Raw genomic sequence first — 21645 nt, forward strand, 5'->3', positions numbered from 1 at the left:
GCCCGATGATCGGTAGCGTCAGCAACTACACGAGCTATACCAGCACCAGCAGCACCTCCACCCAAAACGCCCGCAGCCAGCAGCTGCAAAAGGAACTGTTCGCCAAGCTCGACAGCAACGGCGACGGCGCGGTGGATCAGGACGAACTGGGCAGCGCCCTGTCGCAAAAGTCCAACGACGGCCTGCTGGTCAGCCTGAGCAAACAATTCGGCGATCTGGACAGCGACGCCAGCGGCAGCCTCAGCGTCGAAGAAATGACCGCCATGGCCCCACCGCCACCGCCCCCAGGCGACCAGGCCCCCAACACCGAACTCGCCGACGCCCTGATCAGCGCCCTGGACGCCGACGGCGACGGCGCCATCAGCAGCGACGAACTGAGCAACGGCCTGACCAGCGCCGGCAGCACCGCCGACAGCAGCAAAATTTTCTCGGCCCTGGACAAAAACGAAGACGGCGTCGTCAGCCAGGACGAACTCGCCGCCAGCCTCACCCCACCGCCCCCCCCGCCGCCGCAAGCCTCCAGCGACGAACTGTTCAGCCAACTCGATGCAGACGGCGACGGCACGGTTACCGCCACCGAACTGAACAGCGCGTTGCAGACCAGCGACAGCACCTCCTCGAACAACACCGACACCGCCGCCGCCCTGCTCAAGGTGCTGGACAGCGACAGCAGCGGAGGCGTCAGCAGCGACGAACTGAAAGCTGCACTGCATGCAGGTCGCGAACGCCCGGATGACGAACAGACCGCCAGCAATACTCAAACCACTACCGAAGCGCTGAACCGGATGATTGCCAACCTGAGCAAGCAGTACTCGCTCGAAAGCACTGCGTCGGTGGGCAAGTATTTGAATGTGGCGACTTGAGATTGGGTGAGGATTTGAGGGACGACTGAGGTTGGCTGGGTGAGTGGTTTGCTTTGACTTAGCGGTGTGTCATCGAAGCGGCCCTCACCCTAGCCCTCTCCCAGAGGGAGAGGGAACTGACCGAGGTGATTGGGAGAGATACGCCGACGTGACATACCGAGGTGAACTCGGGTTTTGAAGCACATAAGTTCACTACTGCCTCCGCGCCTGCACATGCATCTGTACCTGCATCGAAATAGGCATGGGCATCAGCATCTACTTTCGCTTCCACATCAACTGCCTCTTTCGCTTCGGCTTCCCACCACTCAACACAATGAGCATTAGCTCGAGTACCGCTTTTGACGTACCGGCCCCATCGGGAGGCTGAGTGGAGGGATTTATCCGGGGGTGGGAGCGCAGCGACCGTGCGGCGAAGCCGCATGCATCGAGAGGAGGTGCAGCGAAGCAAACCGTAGGCGATGCCCCCGGATGAATCCCGGAGCGAAGGAACGCCGAGCCACAGCGAGGCGCTGAACGCAGGGGCCAAGCCTTTTGCTTACTTTTCGGCGTTTGGAAAAGTGAGCCGCTGTAAGAGCGGAACCGCCAGCCGCAGCACCCGCAAAAACGGATATTCACCCAAACACCCTAGAGCCTGGCCGGCCCAAAGGCCGCCAAGGCTACCAAAGGCAAAAACCTCAAACCCGAGCCTGACTCTTACTCCAATCCGTCAACAAACTATAAGCAACAGCCAAAAGCGTAGGCCCGATAAACAACCCGATAAACCCAAACGCAATCAACCCGCCAAACACCCCAAGCAACACAATCACCAACGGCAGATTCCCGCCCCGGCTGATCAGATACGGCTTGAGCACGTTATCCACGCCACTGATGATGAACGTCCCCCAGATCCCGAGAAACACCGCCATCCCGTACTCACCCTTCCAGGCCAGCCACGCCGTGGCCGGAATCCACACCAGCGGCGGCCCCATCGGAATCAGACTGAGCAGAAACGTCACGATCCCCAGCACCAGCGCCCCCGGCACACCGGCAATCAGGAACCCGATCAGCGCCAGCACCGCTTGCGCCGCCGCCGTACCGATCACCCCGTTGACCACCCGCTGCACCGTACCGGCCACCAGATCGATGTAGTAACCGGCCCGGTCGCCGATCAAGCGCTCCAGCAGACTGTGCACGAACGCCGCCAGCCGTGGCCCGTCACGGTAGAAAAAGAACACGAAGACAATGCTCAGGGTCAGCTCGAGGATCCCGCTGCCGATCTGTGCACTGCGCGCCAGCAACCAGTTGCCGACCTGCCCCAGATAAGGTTTGACCGTCACCATCAGCGCCGCGCCCTGCTGATCGATGCTGTTCCAGATCCCGACAAGCCGCTCGCCCACCACCGGCACGCCGCCCAGCCAGCTCGGCGCTTCGGGCAGTCCGTCGACCTGCACATCCTTGATAAACGCCGTGGCATCGCGCACGTGATCGGCCAGGTTAAAGCCGAGCCACACCAGCGGTCCCGCTACCAGCAACATCCAGCCCATGGTCAGCAGCAGCGCCGCGAGGGATTCGCGGCCATTGAGCCAGCGGGTCAGCAAGCGCATCAGCGGCCAGCTGGCAAACGCCAGCACCGCGCCCCAGAACAGCGCCGACCAGAACGGCACCATCACCCAGAAACTGGCACCAAACAGCACCAGCAACAGAATCTGCACCAGCAGACGATCATTATTGGGCATGTGAAATCTCAAAAAAATCAGTCAGGCAAAGAGTAGGCGAACACGTCGAGCGTGTCCGCCAAAGACACCTTATCGCAACAGATCGATACGCAGACCTTTGCCGTCGACGCTGCCGGTTTCCATTCGCGCGGCGCGCACGCCCTGCCCGATCAGCGCCTGCCGCCAGGCCTCGGCCTTGGGCCCGGACACCGTCACCCGCAAGGTGGTGTCGAGGTTCAGGCCACGGGACAACAAGCGCAGCCAGGTGTCATCCGGATCGCCGGCGAGCTTTGGAAAGTCCAGCTCGCCGGTGCTTTTGAGTTCCCGCAGCAGCGTGGCCGAGGTCGGCAGCAGATCACCGAGCGGGGCCAGCGCCTCGAACTGTTCGACGTGCAGATAGGCTTTGCGATTGCCGCGGGTGATGCTGTACAGCGCCACCAGCGTGTTGTCGCGCGGGGCCGCGAGCCTCAGCAGCAGATAGGCCTGCTGCTCGTCGGCACCGTACAACTTGGCGTTACCGAACACCTCGTTGGCCCACAGGCTGCTCTCGCCGCAATCCCGGGCCTGGCACCAGAACAACAGCTGGGCGTCCTGTTTTTGCAGGGCTTCGCGAGCGAGAGTGAAGGCTTCGGTGGCGGAATGTTCCGGCGGCAACTCATAGGTCACCGAGGTGGTTTGGCCCCGGGCGCTGACCTGGCCGTCGAAACGCAACTGGCCGCTGATCTTGCGGATCGAGCCCAGCGGGTAGATCCGCTCCAGCTCCACGGCAGGGCGATAGTCGACGATCTGCGCATCGGCCAGACGCGGCACGATCGGCAGGTCCTGACTGCCCGGCAGGTCGGCAGCGAATAGAAAGGGACTGAAACAGCACAGCGCCAGCAGACTGATAGATCGCATGGACAGGCTCATCGCAGGGGCATGGCCTGGGTGCCTTGAGGGCAGTTCGAAGTCGCAGCGGTGTAGAAATCCATCTTGGTTGTCTCCCATTTCAACCTGCCCAGCCTCGACAGTTGCCGGGAGCAAGTCAAGGAATGGCGAAGAACCGATTGAAACAGTCTGCGACAAGCTCGGCCCCGGCCTCATCGTTCAGGTGCAGATGATGCCCGCCCGGCAGCTGTTCCCGGTCAAAGGGTAGACGCTCCAGCAGCTCCGGATGTTTGGCCAGCATGCCGTCGGCGGCGACCACCAATTGCGCAGGGCAGGCAATGCGCTGCACGAAAGCCATCGCCTGTTCCTGGGTCAGACGCAGCGGCGACGGTAAGGTCAGACGATTGTCGGTGCGCCAGGTGTAACCACCGGGCACCGGCATCAACCCACGTTGCGCCAACAGTTCGGCGGCTTCGCGACTGACCGCCACCAGCCCTTTCATGCGCGCCTCGATGGCCCGGTCGAGAGTGTTGTAGACCGGTTTGCGCTTTTCCCGAAGATCGAGTTGCGCCTGTAAGGCCATGCCCATGCGTTCGGCGGCGTTTTCGCCTTTGTCGGTAGGAGGAATCACCCCGTCGATCAACGCCAGATGGGTGATGCGTTCGGGCAACGATCCCGCGAGCACCAGCGACACGATCGCACCCATGGAATGCCCGAGCAGGCCGAAACGTTTCCAGCCCAGTTGCTCGGCGACCTGCAGCACGTCATGGGCGTAATCCCACAGCGCGTAACCGGCGCCGTTCGGCCGGTGCCCGGAATGCCCGTGTCCGGCCATGTCCAGTGCCACGATGCGCAAGCCTTTGAGCTTCGGCGCCAGGCGCGCGAAGCTGTTGGCGTTGTCCAGCCAGCCGTGCAGGGCCATCACCGGCAATCCGTCTTCCGGACCAAAAATGTGCGCCGCCAGTTCGATATGCGGCAGGCTCAGGCGCACTTCTTCGACGGCGGGGTTCATGCGCAATCCTTGTCTTGCCGGCGCTCCCAGCGATCGAACAGGTTTTTCAGTAATTGCGCGGTATCCTGCGGACGCTCAAGCGGAAACATATGGCCGCCAGGCACGGTCAGCGACTCGCCCTGAGGCAGGCGCCCGACAAACCGGGTGTGATGGTTCATCACCACGCGGCTCTTGTGGCCGCGCACCACTGCCAGCGGCACCTTCAATTGCCGGGTATGCGCAGGACTGGTGTGGGGCACGCCGCGATAAATGCTGATCTCGGTCGCAGGATCGAAGCGCAGGCGCAGCTTGTCGCCGACCTTGTGCAGACCGTGTTGCAAGTAGGCATCGAAACATTCCGGATCAAAACTGCGGAACAGGGTTTTGCCGGCGAAATAACCACGGGCACTGTCCAGATCGGCAAACTCTTCGCGCCGTCCCAGCGTGCGGCCGGCCGGGGTCAGTCTATCGATGAAACCAAAGCGCTTGGCGGCGCGGATCACCCATTGATCGGTGCGGGTCAGCACCGGCGAGTCGAGCATCACCACGCCCCGATACAGTTCAGGGCAACGCAGTGCGGCGTGCAAATGCAGCATGCCGCCGAAGGAATGGCCAACACCCCACACCGGCTCATCTTGCTGTTGCAGGTGATGGATGAGTTCGTCGACCAGGTGGTACCAGTTGTCACCCGCCGGGAAACGCGGGTCATGGGCATGTTGTTCCAGATGCGCGACCCGGTACTCGGGCGCCAGCGCCGCGAACAGTTTGCCGTAGGTGCCCGAAGGGAAACCGTTGGCGTGGGCGAAGAAGATCGGTTGCGACATACCGGCAAATCCATGAGCGGAAAACAGGCGTTGATTGTCCTCATGACGGCGCCCGACAGCAATGACCGTTACTGCCAGGAATGATGACAACGTCGTTTCATCGATGCCCTGCAGCCCGTCGGAAAACAGCCTGTACCTGTAAGTTCTGACAGTTGACGCGAACGCTCGACCCGGCACTAACTGCAGCGATACGAAACGCATCAGGGAAGCTGTTCACATGCACAAGAACACGCCAACTGTCTCTGTACTGGATCCGCGAGGACTGGACATTGCTTCTGTGTCTTACTGTCGTGAAGCCCCCGGTGCGACAGCAGCGTCGCGTATCCATCGCCAGACCTACAACGCCGCCGGACAGGCAACCGTCAGCTGTGATCCGCGCCTGCACGCCCTGATCGGAACCGATCCGGCTGCCCGACCCAATCTGACTACGGTGTACAGCCTGACAGGCGTAACCCTGCAAAGCGACAGCGTCGACTCCGGCCGCCGCTGGACGCTCCCCGGCGTGGCCGGTCAAAGCGTGTCCAGCTGGGACGGTCAAGGAACACAGATTCAAACCGAGTATGACCTGCTGATGCGCCCGACCAGGATCATCGAAATCGCTGATGGAACATCTGCGCGCAATCGGGCGTTTTACACCTATGGCGATAGCGACCCGTCATTGGCTTTACACAATCAGTGCGGACAACTGATCCGCCTGGACGACGACGCAGGCACACTGCACTTCCCAAGTTTCGCGCTCACGGGCGCAGACACCGCACAGACCCGGCATTTTCTCGAGCAACTCGACGACCCGAACTGGTCCACTGTCGAGGCGGACCGAGACCTGCAGCATGAAACGGGTGGCGGTGCCACCACACGCACCCGCTACAACGCTCTGGGAGAAAGAATCTGTCTGGAAGACGCAGACGGCAATGTGCAGTTTTCCGATCTGGACGTTGCGGGCCAACTCGCCCGGATTCGGTTGAAACTCGCTGGACAAATGGACGAAAGCGTACTGCTACGGGATATCGAGTACAGCTCCGGTGGACAGATTCAGCGACAAGTTTCCGGCAATGGCGTGATCAGCGAAAGCCGATACCACCCACAGAGCGGTAATCTGATGGAAATCATTGCCGGGCTTGCCGGCCAGTTGCCGCTGCAACACTTGAAGTACAGCTACGATCGCATGGGCAATATTCTCGGCATCAATGACATGGCGCAGCCCGCGCGTTTTTTTCGAAACCAGAAAATCGAACCGACCAGCACTTATACCTACAACAGCCTGTATCAACTGATTACAGCCACCGGCTGGCAGCGGATCGATACCCAGAACGAGCCACAGGAGCCTGAGTTCGGGTCTCCAGCGGATCCCGGACAACTGGAGAACTACCGCCAAAGTTACAGCTACGATCCGGGCGGCAATCTCACGACGGTGGTGCATGTGGCTGCAAGCCATAGCTGGACGCAACGCATGGCGATTTCTCGCTACAGCAATCGAGGACTGGCACAAAAGCCCGACGGCAGCCTGCCGAGCGAGAGTGAAATCGTTGCCGGGTTTGATCCCAACGGCAATAAACGCCTGCTGCAGCCCGGCCAGGATCTGACCTGGACCGCGAGCAATCGTCTACGCCAGGTCGATCAGGTGGTCCGCGAGGATGGGCCGACTGACAGTGAACGCTACATTTACGACTTAGGCGGTCAGCGTAAGCGCAAGGTTCGCCTGGTTCACAATGGCGCCTCGATGCAAACCCATGAGACGCGCTACCTGCCGGATCTGACCCGACGAGAATCGCCCGGTGAGTCCATGTCCATCAAGCTCGTGCAGGCTGGACGCTGCACTGTCGAGGTGTTGCACTGGACTCGCGGTGGCCCCGGTGCCGATCTGATTCACTACAGTCTGAGCAACCATCTGGGTTCAAGCCTGCTGATGCTCGACCAGCACGCCAACATCATCAGCCACGAGCATTATTACCCCCATGGCGTCACTTGCTGGTGGGCCGGTCCGGACAAGGTACAGGCCAGCTACAAGACCCGGCGCTACGCTGGTCAGGAGCGAGATGCAACGGGCCTTTATTACTACGGGCAACGGTATTACGCACCCTGGTGGATGTGCTGGATCAGCGCCGACCCGGCGGGTGTTGTCGATGGTTTGAACCTGTATGCGATGGTGCGCGGCAATCCGGTCAGGTTTGTCGACCTTCAGGGACTCGCAGGCTTCGACACTGTTACGGCAGTGGGTGCAACGGCGGCCCGGGATCTTCCCAGCGCCTTGATTGCCGCTGCGGTGCAATATGCCGTCGCCGGGTTCCTGTCACCCATGAGTGTGGCCGTAACGGCGGTCGGCGCCACGGCGGGCGCCATTACCGGCGGTATCAGTGGCTATGCGAGTGCCAACTGGGCCAGATCCGCAATGCACATGGATGATCCCGACAGCTGGGGCCCGCTGTTGGCGCAAGTCAGCGGCGCGGCGATGGGAGCGGCGCTGGGGGCCGCACCGTCCTTGCTCGGGATGCTTGATCCAAAAGGCAATACGGCAGCCGTCGCACAGATCGGCAGCGCTTTCGGCACAGTCTTTCGCGAGTTGTCCGCCCAGCACTTCGCCAATGCCGGACCGAGCAATCCGTCCGTGGGCCGTGCCGATTTCGTCACTGGCGCTGCCAGCATGGGAGCGGTGGGGGCCATTGGAGGTGCAGTCGGGTACGGAAGTTCGGCGTTGTTCGGGGCACAGCCGGTGGGCAAAGCCTTGCAATCGATTATTGGCGCTGCGACTTCGACCGGGCTCGGTGCAGGTGGTGCGTCTGCCGTCCGGGGACTGTCAGGCACACCGACAAAACCCTCCAAGGGCACCCCGGCAACTTTCGATCCGAAGAAAGCCGTTGTCGGCTACAGCAGCCGGCATTTCTTTTCATCGCTGGGACAAATCGCCAACTTGGCTGCCGCGCAAATACCGGGGTACAGCACGCTGGATGCAAACACCCAGGCCGCCGTGAGCCGGGCGATCAGTAGCGCCATCGGAGACTTGCGCTCGACGTTCGTGACCACCGCGACTCCCGGCTTGAGTGGTGTGCTGGGACAAAACAATTACGACGTGGAAAAAGCCAAGGCTGACGTCGGCATCACTCAGGAGCTCGCGGCGCCGGTCGATGAGCTCACGGCCACAAAAATTTTCTACATCAGCGAAACACCGCGGGGGCAACGTAAATATTCCCGGTCAAATATGCGCCATCAGGTGACGCACATGTGAGACCGCCGACGCCACCCCTCATCGAGCAGGCGGTTGTTCTCCCAGCGGCACCACTGCCATGGTCAGGCGCGACACACAACTGGCCTTGCCTTCATCGCTGGTCAGACGGATGTCCCAGACGTGGGTGGTGCGGCCGATGTGGATCGGCTTGGCCACCGCCGTCACCCGTCCGCTGCGCAGGCCGCGCAAGTGGTTGGCGTTGATTTCCAGGCCGACGCAATAGAACTTGCTGGCGTCGATGCACAGGTAACTGGCCATCGAGCCGACGGTTTCCGCCAGTACCACCGAGGCGCCGCCGTGCAGCAGACCGTAAGGCTGATGGGTGCGATGGTCGATGACCATGCTGGCCGTCAGCGATTCCTCGCCGAAGGACTCGAAGCGAATGTCCAGCACTTCGCCGATGGTGTTTTTCTGGATTGCGTTCAACTGCTCGATGTTCGGAGTGGTGCGCCACAAGGTCATCGCAGGCTTCCTTTGTTGTTTTGATCGACGCTCAATCCTGCCACAGCACCGCCTCGCTGCGCTCGCTCCATTCTTCGAAACGTGAACCGTAGGTGTCTTCGATGATGTTGCGTTTGATTTTCAGGGTCGGCGTGAGGAACCCGTTCTCCACCGCCCAGCTGTCCTTGACCACCACCAGCCGGCGCAGGCGTTCGTGCTTGTCGAGCACGGCGTTGACCTCCTCCAGCAGTTTTTCCAGACTCGAATGCAGCGGCGCGCGGGCCTCTTCCCGGCCCACGGCCGAGAGCACGCACAACCCCAGCGGCGCACTCAGGCCGTCGCCGACCACGCAGACCTGTTCGATCCGCGAATGCACCGCCAGCCGATTTTCGATCGGCGCCGGAGCGACGTACTTGCCCTTGCTGGTCTTGAAGATTTCCTTGAGCCGCCCGGTCAGGCGCAAACGTCCTTCGGCGTCCTGCTCGCCCTTGTCACCGGTGCGCAGGAAGCCGTCTTCGGTGAGGGTTTCGGCGGTTTTCTGCGGCTCCTTGAAATAGCCGAGCATGTTCGCCTGGCTGCGCACCTGCACTTCGCCGGACTCATCGATGCGCACTTCAACGTCGGGACACGGCCGGCCGATCCAGCCTTCCTTGTATTGCCCCGGCAGGCAGATGTGCGAATAACCGCAGCTTTCGGTCATGCCGTAGACCTCCAGCACGTCGAGCCCGAGTTTCTGATACCAGCGCAACAAAGTCAGCGGCACCGGCGCTGCACCGGACAGCGCCACGCGCAACGCATCCAGCCCCAACCCGGCCAACACCTTGTGGCCGATGCGTTTGCCGATGAAGGGCAGACCGAGCAGGAAATCCAGGCGTTTCGCCGGGATCTTGCTGTAGACGCCCATCTGGAACTTGGTCCAGATCCGCGGCACACCGAACATCGCCGTCGGCCGCGCCCGCTTGAGATCGGCGAGGAAGGTGTCGAGGCTCTCGGCAAAAAACACCGTCTGCCCGGTATAGATCGACGCCAGTTCGACGAACATCCGCTCGGCCACATGACACAGCGGCAGATACGACAGCAGCCGGTCGTTCTCATTGAGTCCGAACAGCTGCGTGCCGCGCGTCGTCGCGAACCCGAGATTGGCGAAGCTGTGCATCACGCCCTTGGGCAGGCCGGTGGTGCCGGAGGTGTAGATGATGGTCGCCAGTTGCTCGGCGGCGGGACGCGGATCGTCCTGGATCGGCGAGCTGCGCTGCACGTCGTCCCAGTTGAAATCGAACGTGCCCGGTGGATGCAGCGGCAGACTGACGGTGGTCAGGCCGGCCGGTACGCCCGGCGACATGCCCGGCCAGTCATCGAGCTTGCCGATGAACGCCAGCACGCTCTCCGAGTGGGTCAGAACCTGATTCACCGATTCGGCGGTGAGGTTCGGATAGAGCGGTACCGAAACGTGCCCGGCCATCCAGATTGCCAGGTCGGCGATGATCCAGTGCGCGCAGTTTTTCGAGATCAGGGCGATGTGGCTGCCTTGCGGCAATTCCCGGGATCGCAACCAGTGCGCGGCGCAGCGGGCCTGATGGCCGACGTCGGCCCAGGTCAGGGTCTCGACCTGCCCGCCGCCGATCGGCTGCACCAGAAAACGCTGACGCGGGTGCCGGGCCTCGCGTTCGTAAAACACGTCCAGCGGCAAACGGAAGGCGGAAGACATTCGACTCGCTCCTGTTTTTTGGTCTGGAGCAAGCGTAGTCAACCAAGCAAGTGCTTGGTTGACTATTTCGTACAAAAAATTTCAGGGATGTTTAAGGCTGTTAAGCGTCATCGAACCGATCAGCAACTCGCTGTGCTCGAGCTCGGCCAGCCCGGCGGTGCTGACCTTTTCCGGCGGGTAGCCCGCACCGTGTTGCAGGTAGCTGAGCAGATTGCCCACCAGCGGATTGTGGCTGACCAGCAGCACGTTGCTCACCGAGACCAGTTGCTCGGCCACGCGGTCCGGATCGACTTCCGGGGTCAGCCACTCGACCGTGCGGATCTCCGGCTCGAAGCCCAGGGCTTCGCGCACCAGTTGCGCCGTCTGCTGCGCCCGCAGGTACGGGCTGGCGTAGATGGCGGTCAGCGGCTGGCCCATCAAACGGGCCGCGCTGCTCAACACTTCCTTGCGACCGTGGGCGGTCAGTTCTCGCTCGGAGTCGGGGCGCGAGCCGTAGGGCTCGGCCTCACCGTGACGCAATACCCAGAGTTTCATAGCTTGGGGTCCTCATCCCGGACCGGATGCGGTGCCGGCGCGACAACGTGTGGCGCTTCACCTTCCGGGGTACGCGGCGTCGGCCAGTCGGCGAACGGCCAGGGTTTCTGGTCGCTGTGGAAACTGCCGAAACGACCGATCTGTGCCAGAAACTGGCTCAGACTGTCGCCGAAGTTCATCAGGCTGGCGCTCGGGGCGCCATAGATCAAACGATAGATCAACTGCACCAGCACCACCGCGCCGAGGATGAACTGCGCTACCTGCCAGACCAGCACGTAGACGATCATCCACAGCACCCGCAGGAGGATGGATTCATATTTGGCTTCGGTTTTCGGATCGTTCATGCCCTGCTCCCTGCTGAATCAGTTGAAACCACTGGTGGAAATAAAGTCGACGTCGGTTTTCGGCTCGCCTCTCATCAGAAGACCGATTACCTGCTCAAGCGTGCGCCCTTCGAACAGGATCGCATGCAATCCGGCGACCAGCGGCATGTACACGCCGACGTCCTGGGACTTGGCCTTGAGCACTTTCAGGGTGTTGACCCCTTCGGCCACTTCACCGAGGCGCGACACCGCTTCGTCGAGGCTCAAGCCCTGACCGAGGGCAAAACCGACCTGGTAGTTGCGGCTTTTCGGCGACGAGCAGGTGACGATCAGATCGCCGACCCCGGCCAGACCGAGGAAGGTCATCGGGTTGGCGCCCTGATTCACCGCAAACCGGGTCATCTCGGCCAGGGCGCGAGTGATCAGCATGCTCTTGGTGTTCTCGCCCATCTCCAGAGCCACCGCCATGCCGGCGATGATCGCGTAGACGTTTTTCAGGGCCCCGCCCAGTTCAACGCCGAAACGGTCGGCGCTGGCGTAGACGCGGAAAGTGCGGCCATGCAATGCGGCCTGCACGGCTTTGCAGAGTTCTTCGTCTTCGCTGGCGACCACGGTGGCGGTCAGCGCGTGCTCGGCGATTTCCCGCGCGAGGTTCGGCCCGGACAGCACGCCAATGCGCGCCTGCGGGGCGATCTCCTCAAGAATCTGGCTCATCAGTTTGAAGGTGTGAGCTTCGATGCCCTTGGTCAGGCTGACCAGCATCTTGCCGCTCAGGCGTTCGGCGTGCGCAGCCAACACCGTGCGCAGCGCGCTGGACGGCAACGCGACAAAACACAAATCGCAGGTGTCGAGGGTTTCCTGCAGGTCGGTGACCGCAGTCACGCCCGGCAGAATCTTGATGCCTTTGAGGTAACGCGGGTTCTCGCGATTGACCCGGATGGCCTCGGCCTGCTCGGGGTCACGCATCCACTGCCGGACTTGATGGCCGTTCTCGGCCAACAGATTGGCCACGGCGGTACCGAAACTTCCGCCTCCCAGGACCGCAATCGGGCGCTGTTCAGTCATATGTAATCCGTTAATCCATACCAGTGGCGATGCCGGCATTATACGGAGCGTCCCCTTCTCGGACAGCCCCGGCGTCAATTACCCGCACTTGTAGGAAGAAGACCAATAAAACCGAGGAAAATGCCTGCAACGTGACTGGAAAAGTCGTCGACCTCGGTTAACATGCGCGCCAATTCTTTGCTATCAAGGCTGCGTCGTGTTTTCTGGCCCCCCATCCCCGCGTTCGTCCCTGCTGCTGGCGCTGCTGTTCAGCCCGGTGCTGCTGGCGGACGACCTGTTTGTCGACAGTGAGGCCTTGCCGCAGATCCTGACCGCCACGCGCCTGAAACAGTCGCCGGCGGAAGTCCCCGGCAGCATGACCGTGCTCGACAGCGAACTGATTGCCGCCAGCGGTGCCCGGGATATCAGCGAACTGCTGCGGCTGGTGCCGGGGATGATGGTCGGCAATATCAGCGGCAATCAGGCAGTGGTGAATTATCACGGGACCAACGCCACTGAAGCCCGACGCATGCAGGTGCTGATCGACGGCCGCTCGGTGTACCGCGCCGGTCTGGCGACCGTGGACTGGAGCGACATCCCGGTGGCCATGGAAGACATCGAGCGCATCGAAGTCTTTCGCGGCCCGAACACCGTCAGCTACGGCGCCAACGCGCTGATGGCGGTGGTCAACATCATCACCCGCAACCCGGCGGACAGCCATGGCACGCGACTGAAGCTGACGCGCGGCCAACGCGGCATCAACGACTTCTATGCCAGTCAGAGCACCGGCTGGAATGGCGGCGATCTGCGTCTGTCGTTGTCCGGCCAGGAAGACGACGGCTTTGACACCGACCGTACCGGCGCCGACTACCGCGACAGCCGTCGTTTGAACCGTTTCAGTCTCGCCGTCAGCCAGACCTTGAGCGACAACCAAAGTCTGGACTGGCAGGTCAACGCCAAGGACGGAACCAATCAACGGCCTTACACCTACCGTCCGGTGTTCTCCGGGATTACCGCTGCCGGAAACAATTCCGACGTGGTTGCCAAGGACTACGCCGGTTCGGTGCGCTGGAATCTGGACATCAATCCCGATCACAGCCTTTATGTGCAAGGCTCTGCGCAACACTGGGATCGCCAGCAGACCTGGCGTGCCTGTGACGCCGAAGTGTCGTTCAGCCCGCAATTGACGGAGCTGTGGCAACTCAACCCGAACTACACCGAACGCCTGGCCCGCAACATGACTTTGTTCACCGGCCCCGGCGCACCGGCGGGCACGCCGCAGCAAATGGCCCTGGCCAATCAGGTGCTGGACCAGTGGCGCAACGGCGCGCGCCAGACCCTGTGTGGCGACATTGACCAGAGTGCCCGGGAATCGCGTTACGACCTGGAGTTGCAGGACACCCTCAGCCTGTCCGATAGCCTGCGTCTGGTCAGCGGCCTGAACTATCGTTACGACCGGGCCGATTCCGAGACCTACTTCAACGGCACGCTGGACGACACCACGTGGCGCGCCTTCGGCCAACTGGAATGGCGCGCAAGCGAACATTGGTTGTTGCAGGGCGGCGCCATGTTCGAAGACACGCAATTGATCGGCAGCTCACTGACGCCCCGGTTTGCCGTCAACTACTTGCTCAATCCGCGCCACAGCCTGCGCGCGGTGTATTCGGAAGCCATCCGTTCACCGGACATGTTCGAGAACAACGTCAACTGGAGTTATCAGGTGACCAACCTGCGGCCCGCCGCCTATGGCCAGTCTTCGGCCCGCTACTTCGTCAAGACCCGGGGCCCCGGCGATCTGGACCAGGAGCACATGCGCTCGCGGGAACTGGGCTACAACGGCTTTTTCCCGGAATGGGGCCTGGCGCTGGACGTGAAGCTGTTCTACGACGAAATCACCGGGATGATCAGCGAGCCGCTGCGCAATAATCAGTACATCGCCAGCAACGCCAACGATTCGCGGTTTCGCGGCACCGAGACACAACTGGACTGGCACCTGAGTGCGGCCGACCGCCTGCGCCTGACCTACGCCTTCGTCGACGCCGAGGCGAGCAATCCGCTGGATCAGCAATTCACCGCGCGCAACAGCGGCTCGGCGGGTTGGCTGCGCGATTGGGGCCACGGCTGGAACAGCGCCCTCTTCTATTACGGTGACAACGCGCTCAACGGTTACCGCTTCGAGCGGGTCGACACGCGCATCGCCAAACGCATCGCCCTGGGCAAGGCCCAACTGCAACTGGCCGGCGTGCTGCAACAACGCCTCGACCATGAGCCGACCACCTTCGTCGACAACAATTACGACGAACGCCGCGTGGTGTATTTCAGCGCCGAGCTGGAGTTCTAGATGCGTTACGCCATGTCACGGAAGATGCCAACGTTCGGCCAATGGCTGGCCGGGCTTTGTCTGTTCCTGACAGCATGGCTGCATGGCATGGCGGTGCAGGCGGCCGATATATTGCTGACCGGTGCCGAGGAAAGCCCCGGCGTGCAGTCCTTCGTTCAGGCCCTGAGCGAACTGCGTCCCACCGACCGCGTACATTTCCAGCCCTTGGCCAGCCTGCCGGCGCCGGGCAAATTGCCGTCGAGCCTGCGCCTGATCCTGCTCGATCTGCCGAGTCTCGATTGGCGCATGCAGGAAAGCCAAGGCCCGGCGACGTTGGTGCTGCGCATCAGCCGCCTGCAGGCCCGGCAACGCTTCGGCGACACGCAACCGCCCCACTTGAGCCTGCTCTGGGCCGATCCGCCGCTGAGTCGTCAGTTGCAACTGATCCGCCGGATCCTGCCCCAGGCCTGGCGAGTCGGCGTGCTGTTCGATCAGCACAGCGAGTTCCTGCTCAAGGAACTGCAATCGGCGGCCCAGCCACTGAATCTGCAAATCGTCCCGCAGCGTTGGGACAACACCCACGACAGCCGACCCTTACAGACCGTGCTGAAAAGCAGCGACGTGCTGCTGGGCCTCGACGACCCTGACCTGTACAACCCGAAAACCGCGAAGAACCTGTTGCTCAGCAGTTACTCTCGGCAACTGGCGTTGGTCGGGCCGAATGTCGCGTTCGTTCGCGCCGGCAGTCTGGCCAGTACCTACAGCGATCAGAACGACTGGCTGGCCGTCCTCGACGAACTGCTGGACCGGTCACCGGCCACCTGGCCGCGCACGCTCTATCCCGGGCGTTTTAAAGTCTCAAGTAATGCGCAGGTGGCTCGTTCCTTAGGGATAGAACCGATGAATGAAGTGTCTGTCGCCGCAGAGCTGGCCGAAGGAGAGCGCCGCCCATGATTTTCCGCCGTTGGGACATCAACACCCGCACCCAGTTGATCAGCCTGGGCCCTGCGCTGTTGCTGACCTTGCTGCTGATCAGCTTTTTCACCTTCGTGCGCATTCAGGATTTGCGTCAGGAGCTGAATCACACCGGCCAGTTGATCGCCAACCAACTCGCACCGGCCACCGAATACGGGGTAATTTCCGGCAACAACGAAGTGCTGGAAAGCCTGCTCAAGGCCACGCTGGCCACGCCGAACGTACGGTTTCTGGAAGTGCAGGACAGCGCCAACCGGATTCTGGCCTACGTCGAACAGCCGGCGAATGCGCACAATCACCCGCATCAGGTCGAAGTGTTCCAGGCGCCGGTGCGACTGCAACGCATCGCCTTGCACAACGATTTCTTTCAGGACGGCAAGAGCAGCCCCGGCGTGGCCAGCGAGGACTATCTGGGCCGCGTGATCGTCGGCCTGTCCAACGACGCCTTCAGCCAGCGCCAACAGGAAATTTTGCTCAAGGCGGGAATTCTGGCGTTGTTCGCCCTGCTCTTCACTTTTGTGCTGGCGCGGCGACTGGCCGGCAGCCTGTCGCAGCCGATCCGCGACATCGGCGATGCGGTCAAGGCGATTCAGGACGGCGATTACAAGACTCCACTGCCGATTGTCGATGACACCGAACTGGGTGCCCTGTCCCAGCACATCAACAACCTGGCCCAGGCGCTGGAACAGGCCAGCCGCGAACAGCATCAGGCAATGGCGCAACTGATCCAGACCCGCGAAGAGGCGGAGAAGGCCAACAACGCCAAATCGGATTTCCTGGCGATGATGAGCCATGAACTGCGCACCCCGATGAACGGCGTGCTGGGCATGCTGCAACTGCTGGAAACCACCGAAATGACCGAGGAGCAGGTCGAGTACGCGGCGCTGGCTTCCGAGTCCACCGAGCATTTGCTCAAGGTGATCAACGACATTCTGGACTTCTCGCGCATCGAGCGTTCTGAACTGGAGCTGGAGCACATTCCGTTCAACCTCGCCGACCTGATCGGCGCCTGCGCCCAGTCGTTCCAGCACAGCGCGGCACAACGCGGGCTGGCCCTGCAACTGCGGATCCCCGAAGACATGCGCGACTTGCAGGTACAGGGCGATCCGACGCGGATCCGGCAGATTCTGGTCAATCTGGTGGGCAATGCGCTGAAGTTCACCGAACAGGGGCGTGTCAGCATCGAGGCGCAGTGGCAGTCGCTGGATCATGAGTTGCTGTGGTTCACCTGCGCGGTGCGTGACAGCGGCATCGGTATTTCGCCGCAGAGCCTTGAGCTGATGTTCAACGCGTTCCAGCAGGCCGACAGTTCGATTTCCCGTCGTTATGGCGGCACCGGTCTGGGCCTGCCGATTGCCCGCACCCTCGCCGAGCGGATGGGCGGCACCTTGCGTGCCCAGAGCGAAGAAGGTCGCGGATCGGTATTCACTCTGGAAATACCCCTGGCCTTATATAAGCAGGCACTGCCCGCGCTGGCGGCACCGCGCACACTGAACGGCGACAGTCACGGCGAAGGACGCAATGTGCTGCTGGTCGAAGACAACCCGGTCAACCAGACGGTGATCGAAGCGATGTTGCGCAGCCTGGGCTTTACCGTCAGCGTCGCCACCGATGGCGTGCAGGCGGTACGCAGCGCCGGGGACAGCCGTTTCGAAGCGATTCTGATGGATTGCCGCTTGCCGCTCATCGACGGGTACGAGGCGACCCGACAGATCCGCCGGCTGCCGGGCTGCGGCCATGTGCCGATCATCGCCCTGACCGCCAATGCGTTGCAGGGCGACCGGGAAAACTGCCTGTCGGCGGGCATGAACGATTACCTGGCCAAGCCATTCAAACGCAATGATCTGCAGCAGATTCTGCAGCGCTGGGTGCAGTAACGGGGCCCTTTCGAGCATCTGCGACTGGCGTGAAAAGCGAAAGTGCGGCAGTCTTAGGCACCCGAACGGGCCTCAAAAGGGGCTTGAATAAAAATTTCAGTGCACAAGTGTACATTCATGTCCTTGGTGCTGTGACTTTCACCACAACGCAATAGTCTATGAGTAGGCTGCCGGTACGAGGCATGAACGCGTCGATCGGCCGGGAAGATTTGCCCCACCTGCCGCATGGGATTATTGAGGAGCTCGCATGACCAAACAAAACGCCTTTACTCGGGAAGACCTGCTGCGCTGCAGTCGCGGTGAGCTGTTCGGCCCAGGTAACGCGCAACTGCCCGCCCCGAACATGCTGATGGTGGATCGCATCACCCTGATCAGCGAAGAAGGCGGCAAGTACGGCAAAGGTGAATTGGTCGCCGAGCTGGATATCAACCCTGACCTGTGGTTCTTCGCGTGCCACTTCGAAGGCGATCCGGTGATGCCGGGCTGCCTGGGTCTGGACGCCATGTGGCAACTGGTCGGTTTCTTCCTGGGCTGGCAAGGCCTGCCGGGCCGTGGCCGTGCGCTGGGTTCGGGCGAAGTGAAATTCTTCGGCCAGGTCCTGCCGACCGCCAAGAAAGTCACCTACAACATTCATATCAAGCGCGTCCTCAAGGGCAAGCTGAACCTGGCCATTGCCGACGGTTCGGTGACTGTCGACGGTCGCGAAATCTACACCGCCGAAGGCCTTCGCGTCGGCGTGTTCACCTCCACTGACAACTTCTAAGGGTTATTCGCATGCGCCGCGTCGTTATCACTGGTCTGGGCATCGTTTCGTGCCTGGGCAATGACAAAGAGACCGTCTCCGCTAACCTGCGTGCAAGCCGCCCTGGCATCCGGTTCAACCCGGAATATGCCGAAATGGGTCTGCGTAGCCAGGTTTCCGGCTCCATCGACCTCAACCTTGAAGAGCTGATCGATCGCAAGATCTATCGCTTCGTCGGCCACGCAGCGGCTTACGCCTACCTGGCCATGAAAGACGCCATCGCTGACTCCGGCCTGACCGAAGAGCAGGTGTCCAACCCGCGTACCGGCCTGATCGCAGGTTCCGGCGGCGCGTCGACCCTGAACCAGATGGAAGCGCTGGACATCCTGCGCGAGAAAGGCGTCAAGCGCGTCGGCCCATACCGTGTAACGCGGACCATGAGCAGCACCGTTTCGGCATGCCTGGCCACCCCGTTCAAGATCAAGGGCCTGAACTACTCCATCGCTTCTGCCTGCGCCACCAGTGCTCACTGCATCGGTACCGCCATGGAACAGATCCAGATGGGCAAACAGGACATTGTTTTCGCCGGTGGCGGTGAAGAAGAGCACTGGAGCCAGTCGTTCCTGTTCGACGCGATGGGCGCCCTGTCCAGCAAGCGTAACGACACTCCGGAACAAGCTTCCCGCGCCTACGACGCTGACCGTGACGGTTTCGTCATCGCTGGCGGTGGCGGCATGGTGGTGGTCGAGGAGCTGGAACACGCTCTGGCCCGTGGCGCGAAGATCTACGCGGAAATCGTTGGCTACGGCGCGACTTCCGACGGCTACGACATGGTGGCTCCAAGCGGCGAAGGCGCAATCCGCTGCATGCAGCAGGCGCTGTCCACCGTCGACACCCCGATCGACTACCTGAACACCCACGGCACTTCGACTCCGGTCGGCGACGTTGCGGAAATGAAAGGTGTGCGTGAAGTGTTCGGCGACAAGGCCCCGGCCATCAGCTCCACCAAGAGCCTGTCGGGTCACTCCCTGGGCGCCGCCGGCGTTCACGAAGCGATCTATTGCATGCTGATGATGGAAGGCAACTTCATCGCCGGTTCCGCCAACATCGACGAACTGGACCCTGAAGTGGCCGATCTGCCGGTGCTGACCAAGACCCGCGAGAACGCCACCATCAACACCGTGATGAGCAACAGCTTCGGCTTCGGTGGCACCAACGCCACCCTCGTGCTGAAGCGCTGGGAAGGCAAGTAATTCCCTTCCGCTGAGCCGCACATGAAAACGCCCCGACTGGTTCGGGGCGTTTTTTTTCGCCTGGAGAAAAGCATTTTCAGCGGCGCCAAGATGAAACGTTTGTCATGCAACTTACCGCCCTGCGACTGAATGTCGCGGATTCAGCGGGCTCCAGCGCTGTTGCAGATTTCGCAAGAATACATTGCACAAATCGAGCGTTTACTTAGCAGACTAACAAAACCTATAACAGAGGCCTGCACACGCCTTGCTGCAGATAACAGAGATTGGAGCTAGCAGATGACTGTAAAAGTAACTGAACGCGACGATTCACACATGTCCCATGAAGGCGTAGCCGCCGGCGTACGGATCTGGGATGTGCATCAACAAGACTTGCTGGTCGGCATGTTCCACAACGAGATCGATGCCCACAACTACAAGGCCGAACTGGAACTGCAAGAACGCCAGCGGGATCTGAAATCCGCCTGAATCAAAACCACAGCATTGAAAACGACAAACCCCGCCATGAGCGGGGTTTGTCGTTGTTGGGTGCTTCAAGGCTGCTTCGCAGCCCGGCGAGACCCGATTACCACATCAGGTCGTCCGGGATCACATAAGCCGCGTACGGATCGTCCTCGGCATTGACCTCTTCGACCTTCTCGTTGAGCTGCACGATGCGCTGAGGATCGCGCTCCTGGATCTTCAGGGCCGCCTCGCGAGGAATCACTTCGTAGCCGCCGGCATGGTGCACGATCGCCAGCGAGCCGCTGCTGAGCTTGTTGCGCATCAGCGTGTTGACCGAGATGCGCTTGACCTTCTTGTCGTCAACGAAGTTGTAGTAGTCCTCGGTGGTCAGCTTCGGCAGACGCGAGACTTCGATCAACTGCTTGACCTGCGCGGCGCGGGCCTTGGCTTCCGCCTTCTCCTGCTGCTGACGGTTCAGCTCCTGGTCGCGCTTGACCTTCTCGGCCTGGGCTTCCTGGGCAGCACGCTGCTGGGAGTCGTCCAGTTCGATCTGGCCCTTGTGGGCCAGGCGTTGTTGCTTCTGTTTGTCTTTGCTGACCTGTTTGGCCTGCTTTTGGTTGACCAGTCCTGCCTTGAGCAACTGGTCGCGAAGGGAAAGGCTCATTGATGCTTACTCACTTGGGCAACGGCTCAGCCGCAGCTGGGCAAATTCTTTTCCTGACGTTTGGCTTCGCCCCACAGGGCGTCCAACTCTTCGAGGGTGCAATCTTCTATGGGTCGGTGGGTGTCGCGCAATGCCTGTTCGATAAAACGGAAACGTCGTTCGAACTTGCCGTTGGCGCCACGCAACGCGGTTTCCGGATCGACCTTCAGATGCCGGGCCAGATTGACCACGGAAAACAGCAGATCGCCGATCTCGTCAGCCACCGCTTGCGGGTCATTTTCGGACATGGCTTCGAGCACTTCATCGAGCTCTTCACGGACCTTGTCCAGCACCGGCAACGCATCCGGCCAGTCGAATCCGACCTGCCCGGCGCGCTTCTGCAGCTTGGCCGAGCGGGACAACGCCGGCAACGCAGCCGGCACATCGTCGAGCAGTGACAGTTGCTGCGGCTCGGCGGACTTCTCGGCGCGTTCTTCGGCCTTGATCTCCTCCCAGCGCTGCTTGACCTGCTCTTCGTTCAGACGCGGCACGTCCAGCGGCGCATACAGATCGCCGGTGGGGAACACGTGCGGATGGCGACGGATGAGTTTGCGGGTAATGCTGTCGACCACGCCGGCGAATTCGAACCGCCCCTCCTCCCGCGCCAGCTGGCTGTAATACACCACCTGAAACAGCAGATCGCCCAACTCGCCCTGCAGGTGGTCGAAGTCGCCGCGCTCGATGGCGTCGGCGACTTCGTAGGCCTCTTCAAGGGTGTGCGGGACGATGGTCGCGTAAGTCTGCTTGATGTCCCACGGGCAACCGTACTGCGGGTCGCGCAGACGGTTCATCAGGTGCAGCAGGTCTTCAAGGCTGTAGATC

19 protein-coding genes are annotated in these 21645 nt (G+C 61.5%); 8 read left to right on the top strand and 11 right to left on the bottom strand.

Features of this window, described 5'->3' with window-relative positions:
• Positions 1-5: 5 nt before the first annotated feature.
• The gene (gene xopAW / locus KJY40_RS22650; RefSeq protein WP_230732957.1) at positions 6-863 is read left to right on the top strand and encodes a XopAW family type III secretion system calcium-binding effector; all 858 of its coding nucleotides are present in this window, start codon (positions 6-8) and stop codon (positions 861-863) included.
• Positions 864-1537: 674 nt separating this feature from the next.
• Here xopAW and KJY40_RS22655 read toward each other — a convergent pair.
• The 4 genes from KJY40_RS22655 to KJY40_RS22670 all read right to left on the bottom strand — a co-directional run bounded on the left by KJY40_RS22655 (position 1538) and on the right by KJY40_RS22670 (position 5239).
• Entirely contained in the window at positions 1538-2578 is a 1041-nt protein-coding gene (locus KJY40_RS22655; RefSeq protein WP_230732959.1) for an AI-2E family transporter, read from the bottom strand.
• A gap of 69 nt (positions 2579-2647) precedes the next feature.
• Entirely contained in the window at positions 2648-3454 is an 807-nt protein-coding gene (locus tag KJY40_RS22660; RefSeq protein WP_230732961.1) for a DUF4892 domain-containing protein, read from the bottom strand.
• Positions 3455-3581: 127 nt separating this feature from the next.
• Positions 3582-4436: an alpha/beta hydrolase gene (locus KJY40_RS22665; RefSeq protein WP_230732963.1), complete on the bottom strand. Its 855-nt coding sequence runs from the start codon at positions 4434-4436 to the stop codon at positions 3582-3584.
• Positions 4433-5239, bottom strand: coding sequence for an alpha/beta fold hydrolase (locus tag KJY40_RS22670; RefSeq protein WP_230732965.1), 807 nt, complete (start codon positions 5237-5239; stop codon positions 4433-4435). The genes KJY40_RS22665 and KJY40_RS22670 overlap by 4 nt, the downstream gene beginning before the upstream one ends.
• A 217-nt stretch (positions 5240-5456) precedes the next feature.
• Here KJY40_RS22670 and KJY40_RS22675 point away from each other — a divergent pair, with 217 nt between their 5' ends.
• Positions 5457-8462 (top strand): RHS repeat-associated core domain-containing protein, encoded by a 3006-nt coding sequence (locus KJY40_RS22675; protein ID WP_230732967.1) that lies wholly within the window; start codon positions 5457-5459, stop codon positions 8460-8462.
• An 18-nt stretch (positions 8463-8480) separates the two neighbouring features.
• On the opposite strand, the gene KJY40_RS22680 is transcribed toward KJY40_RS22675, so the two are convergent.
• From KJY40_RS22680 to KJY40_RS22700, 5 genes are all read right to left on the bottom strand, one after another.
• On the bottom strand, positions 8481-8924 hold the full coding sequence (locus tag KJY40_RS22680; RefSeq protein ID WP_230732969.1) for a hotdog fold thioesterase: 444 nt from the start codon (positions 8922-8924) through the stop codon (positions 8481-8483).
• 31 nt (positions 8925-8955) lie between these two features.
• Positions 8956-10611, bottom strand: coding sequence for an AMP-binding protein (locus KJY40_RS22685; RefSeq protein WP_230732970.1), 1656 nt, complete (start codon positions 10609-10611; stop codon positions 8956-8958).
• Between the two features lie 81 nt (positions 10612-10692).
• The gene (gene sixA / locus KJY40_RS22690; protein WP_007957806.1) at positions 10693-11145 is read right to left on the bottom strand and encodes a phosphohistidine phosphatase SixA; all 453 of its coding nucleotides are present in this window, start codon (positions 11143-11145) and stop codon (positions 10693-10695) included.
• Positions 11142-11489 (bottom strand): DUF4389 domain-containing protein, encoded by a 348-nt coding sequence (locus tag KJY40_RS22695; RefSeq protein WP_230732972.1) that lies wholly within the window; start codon positions 11487-11489, stop codon positions 11142-11144. The genes sixA and KJY40_RS22695 overlap by 4 nt, the downstream gene beginning before the upstream one ends.
• Positions 11490-11507: 18 nt before the next feature.
• Complete coding sequence (locus KJY40_RS22700; RefSeq protein WP_230732974.1) at positions 11508-12533, bottom strand: NAD(P)H-dependent glycerol-3-phosphate dehydrogenase; 1026 nt, start codon at positions 12531-12533, stop codon at positions 11508-11510.
• 196 nt (positions 12534-12729) lie between these two features.
• On the opposite strand from KJY40_RS22700, the gene KJY40_RS22705 reads away from it, so the two are divergent.
• From KJY40_RS22705 to KJY40_RS22730, 6 genes are all read left to right on the top strand, one after another.
• Complete coding sequence (locus tag KJY40_RS22705; RefSeq protein WP_230732975.1) at positions 12730-14853, top strand: TonB-dependent receptor plug domain-containing protein; 2124 nt, start codon at positions 12730-12732, stop codon at positions 14851-14853.
• On the top strand, positions 14854-15786 hold the full coding sequence (locus tag KJY40_RS22710) for an ABC transporter substrate-binding protein (RefSeq protein ID WP_230732976.1): 933 nt from the start codon (positions 14854-14856) through the stop codon (positions 15784-15786).
• A complete protein-coding gene (locus KJY40_RS22715) occupies positions 15783-17684 on the top strand; it encodes an ATP-binding protein (protein ID WP_230732977.1) in 1902 nt (633 codons plus the stop codon). Before KJY40_RS22710 ends, KJY40_RS22715 begins: the two co-directional genes overlap by 4 nt.
• A gap of 247 nt (positions 17685-17931) precedes the next feature.
• The gene (gene fabA / locus KJY40_RS22720; protein ID WP_003227150.1) at positions 17932-18447 is read left to right on the top strand and encodes a 3-hydroxyacyl-[acyl-carrier-protein] dehydratase FabA; all 516 of its coding nucleotides are present in this window, start codon (positions 17932-17934) and stop codon (positions 18445-18447) included.
• Between the two features lie 11 nt (positions 18448-18458).
• On the top strand, positions 18459-19679 hold the full coding sequence (gene fabB, locus KJY40_RS22725) for a beta-ketoacyl-ACP synthase I (RefSeq protein WP_007957797.1): 1221 nt from the start codon (positions 18459-18461) through the stop codon (positions 19677-19679).
• Positions 19680-19955: 276 nt separating this feature from the next.
• The gene (locus KJY40_RS22730) at positions 19956-20144 is read left to right on the top strand and encodes a hypothetical protein (RefSeq protein WP_007957795.1); all 189 of its coding nucleotides are present in this window, start codon (positions 19956-19958) and stop codon (positions 20142-20144) included.
• A gap of 97 nt (positions 20145-20241) precedes the next feature.
• On the opposite strand, the gene KJY40_RS22735 is transcribed toward KJY40_RS22730, so the two are convergent.
• Positions 20242-20784: a DUF2058 domain-containing protein gene (locus KJY40_RS22735; protein WP_007957793.1), complete on the bottom strand. Its 543-nt coding sequence runs from the start codon at positions 20782-20784 to the stop codon at positions 20242-20244.
• A gap of 26 nt (positions 20785-20810) precedes the next feature.
• Entirely contained in the window at positions 20811-21644 is an 834-nt protein-coding gene (gene mazG / locus KJY40_RS22740) for a nucleoside triphosphate pyrophosphohydrolase (RefSeq protein WP_045121848.1), read from the bottom strand.
• Between the last annotated feature and the right edge of the window lies 1 nt (position 21645).

The sequence above is a fragment of the Pseudomonas fitomaticsae genome (assembly GCF_021018765.1).
Lineage (GTDB): Bacteria > Pseudomonadota > Gammaproteobacteria > Pseudomonadales > Pseudomonadaceae > Aquipseudomonas > Aquipseudomonas fitomaticsae.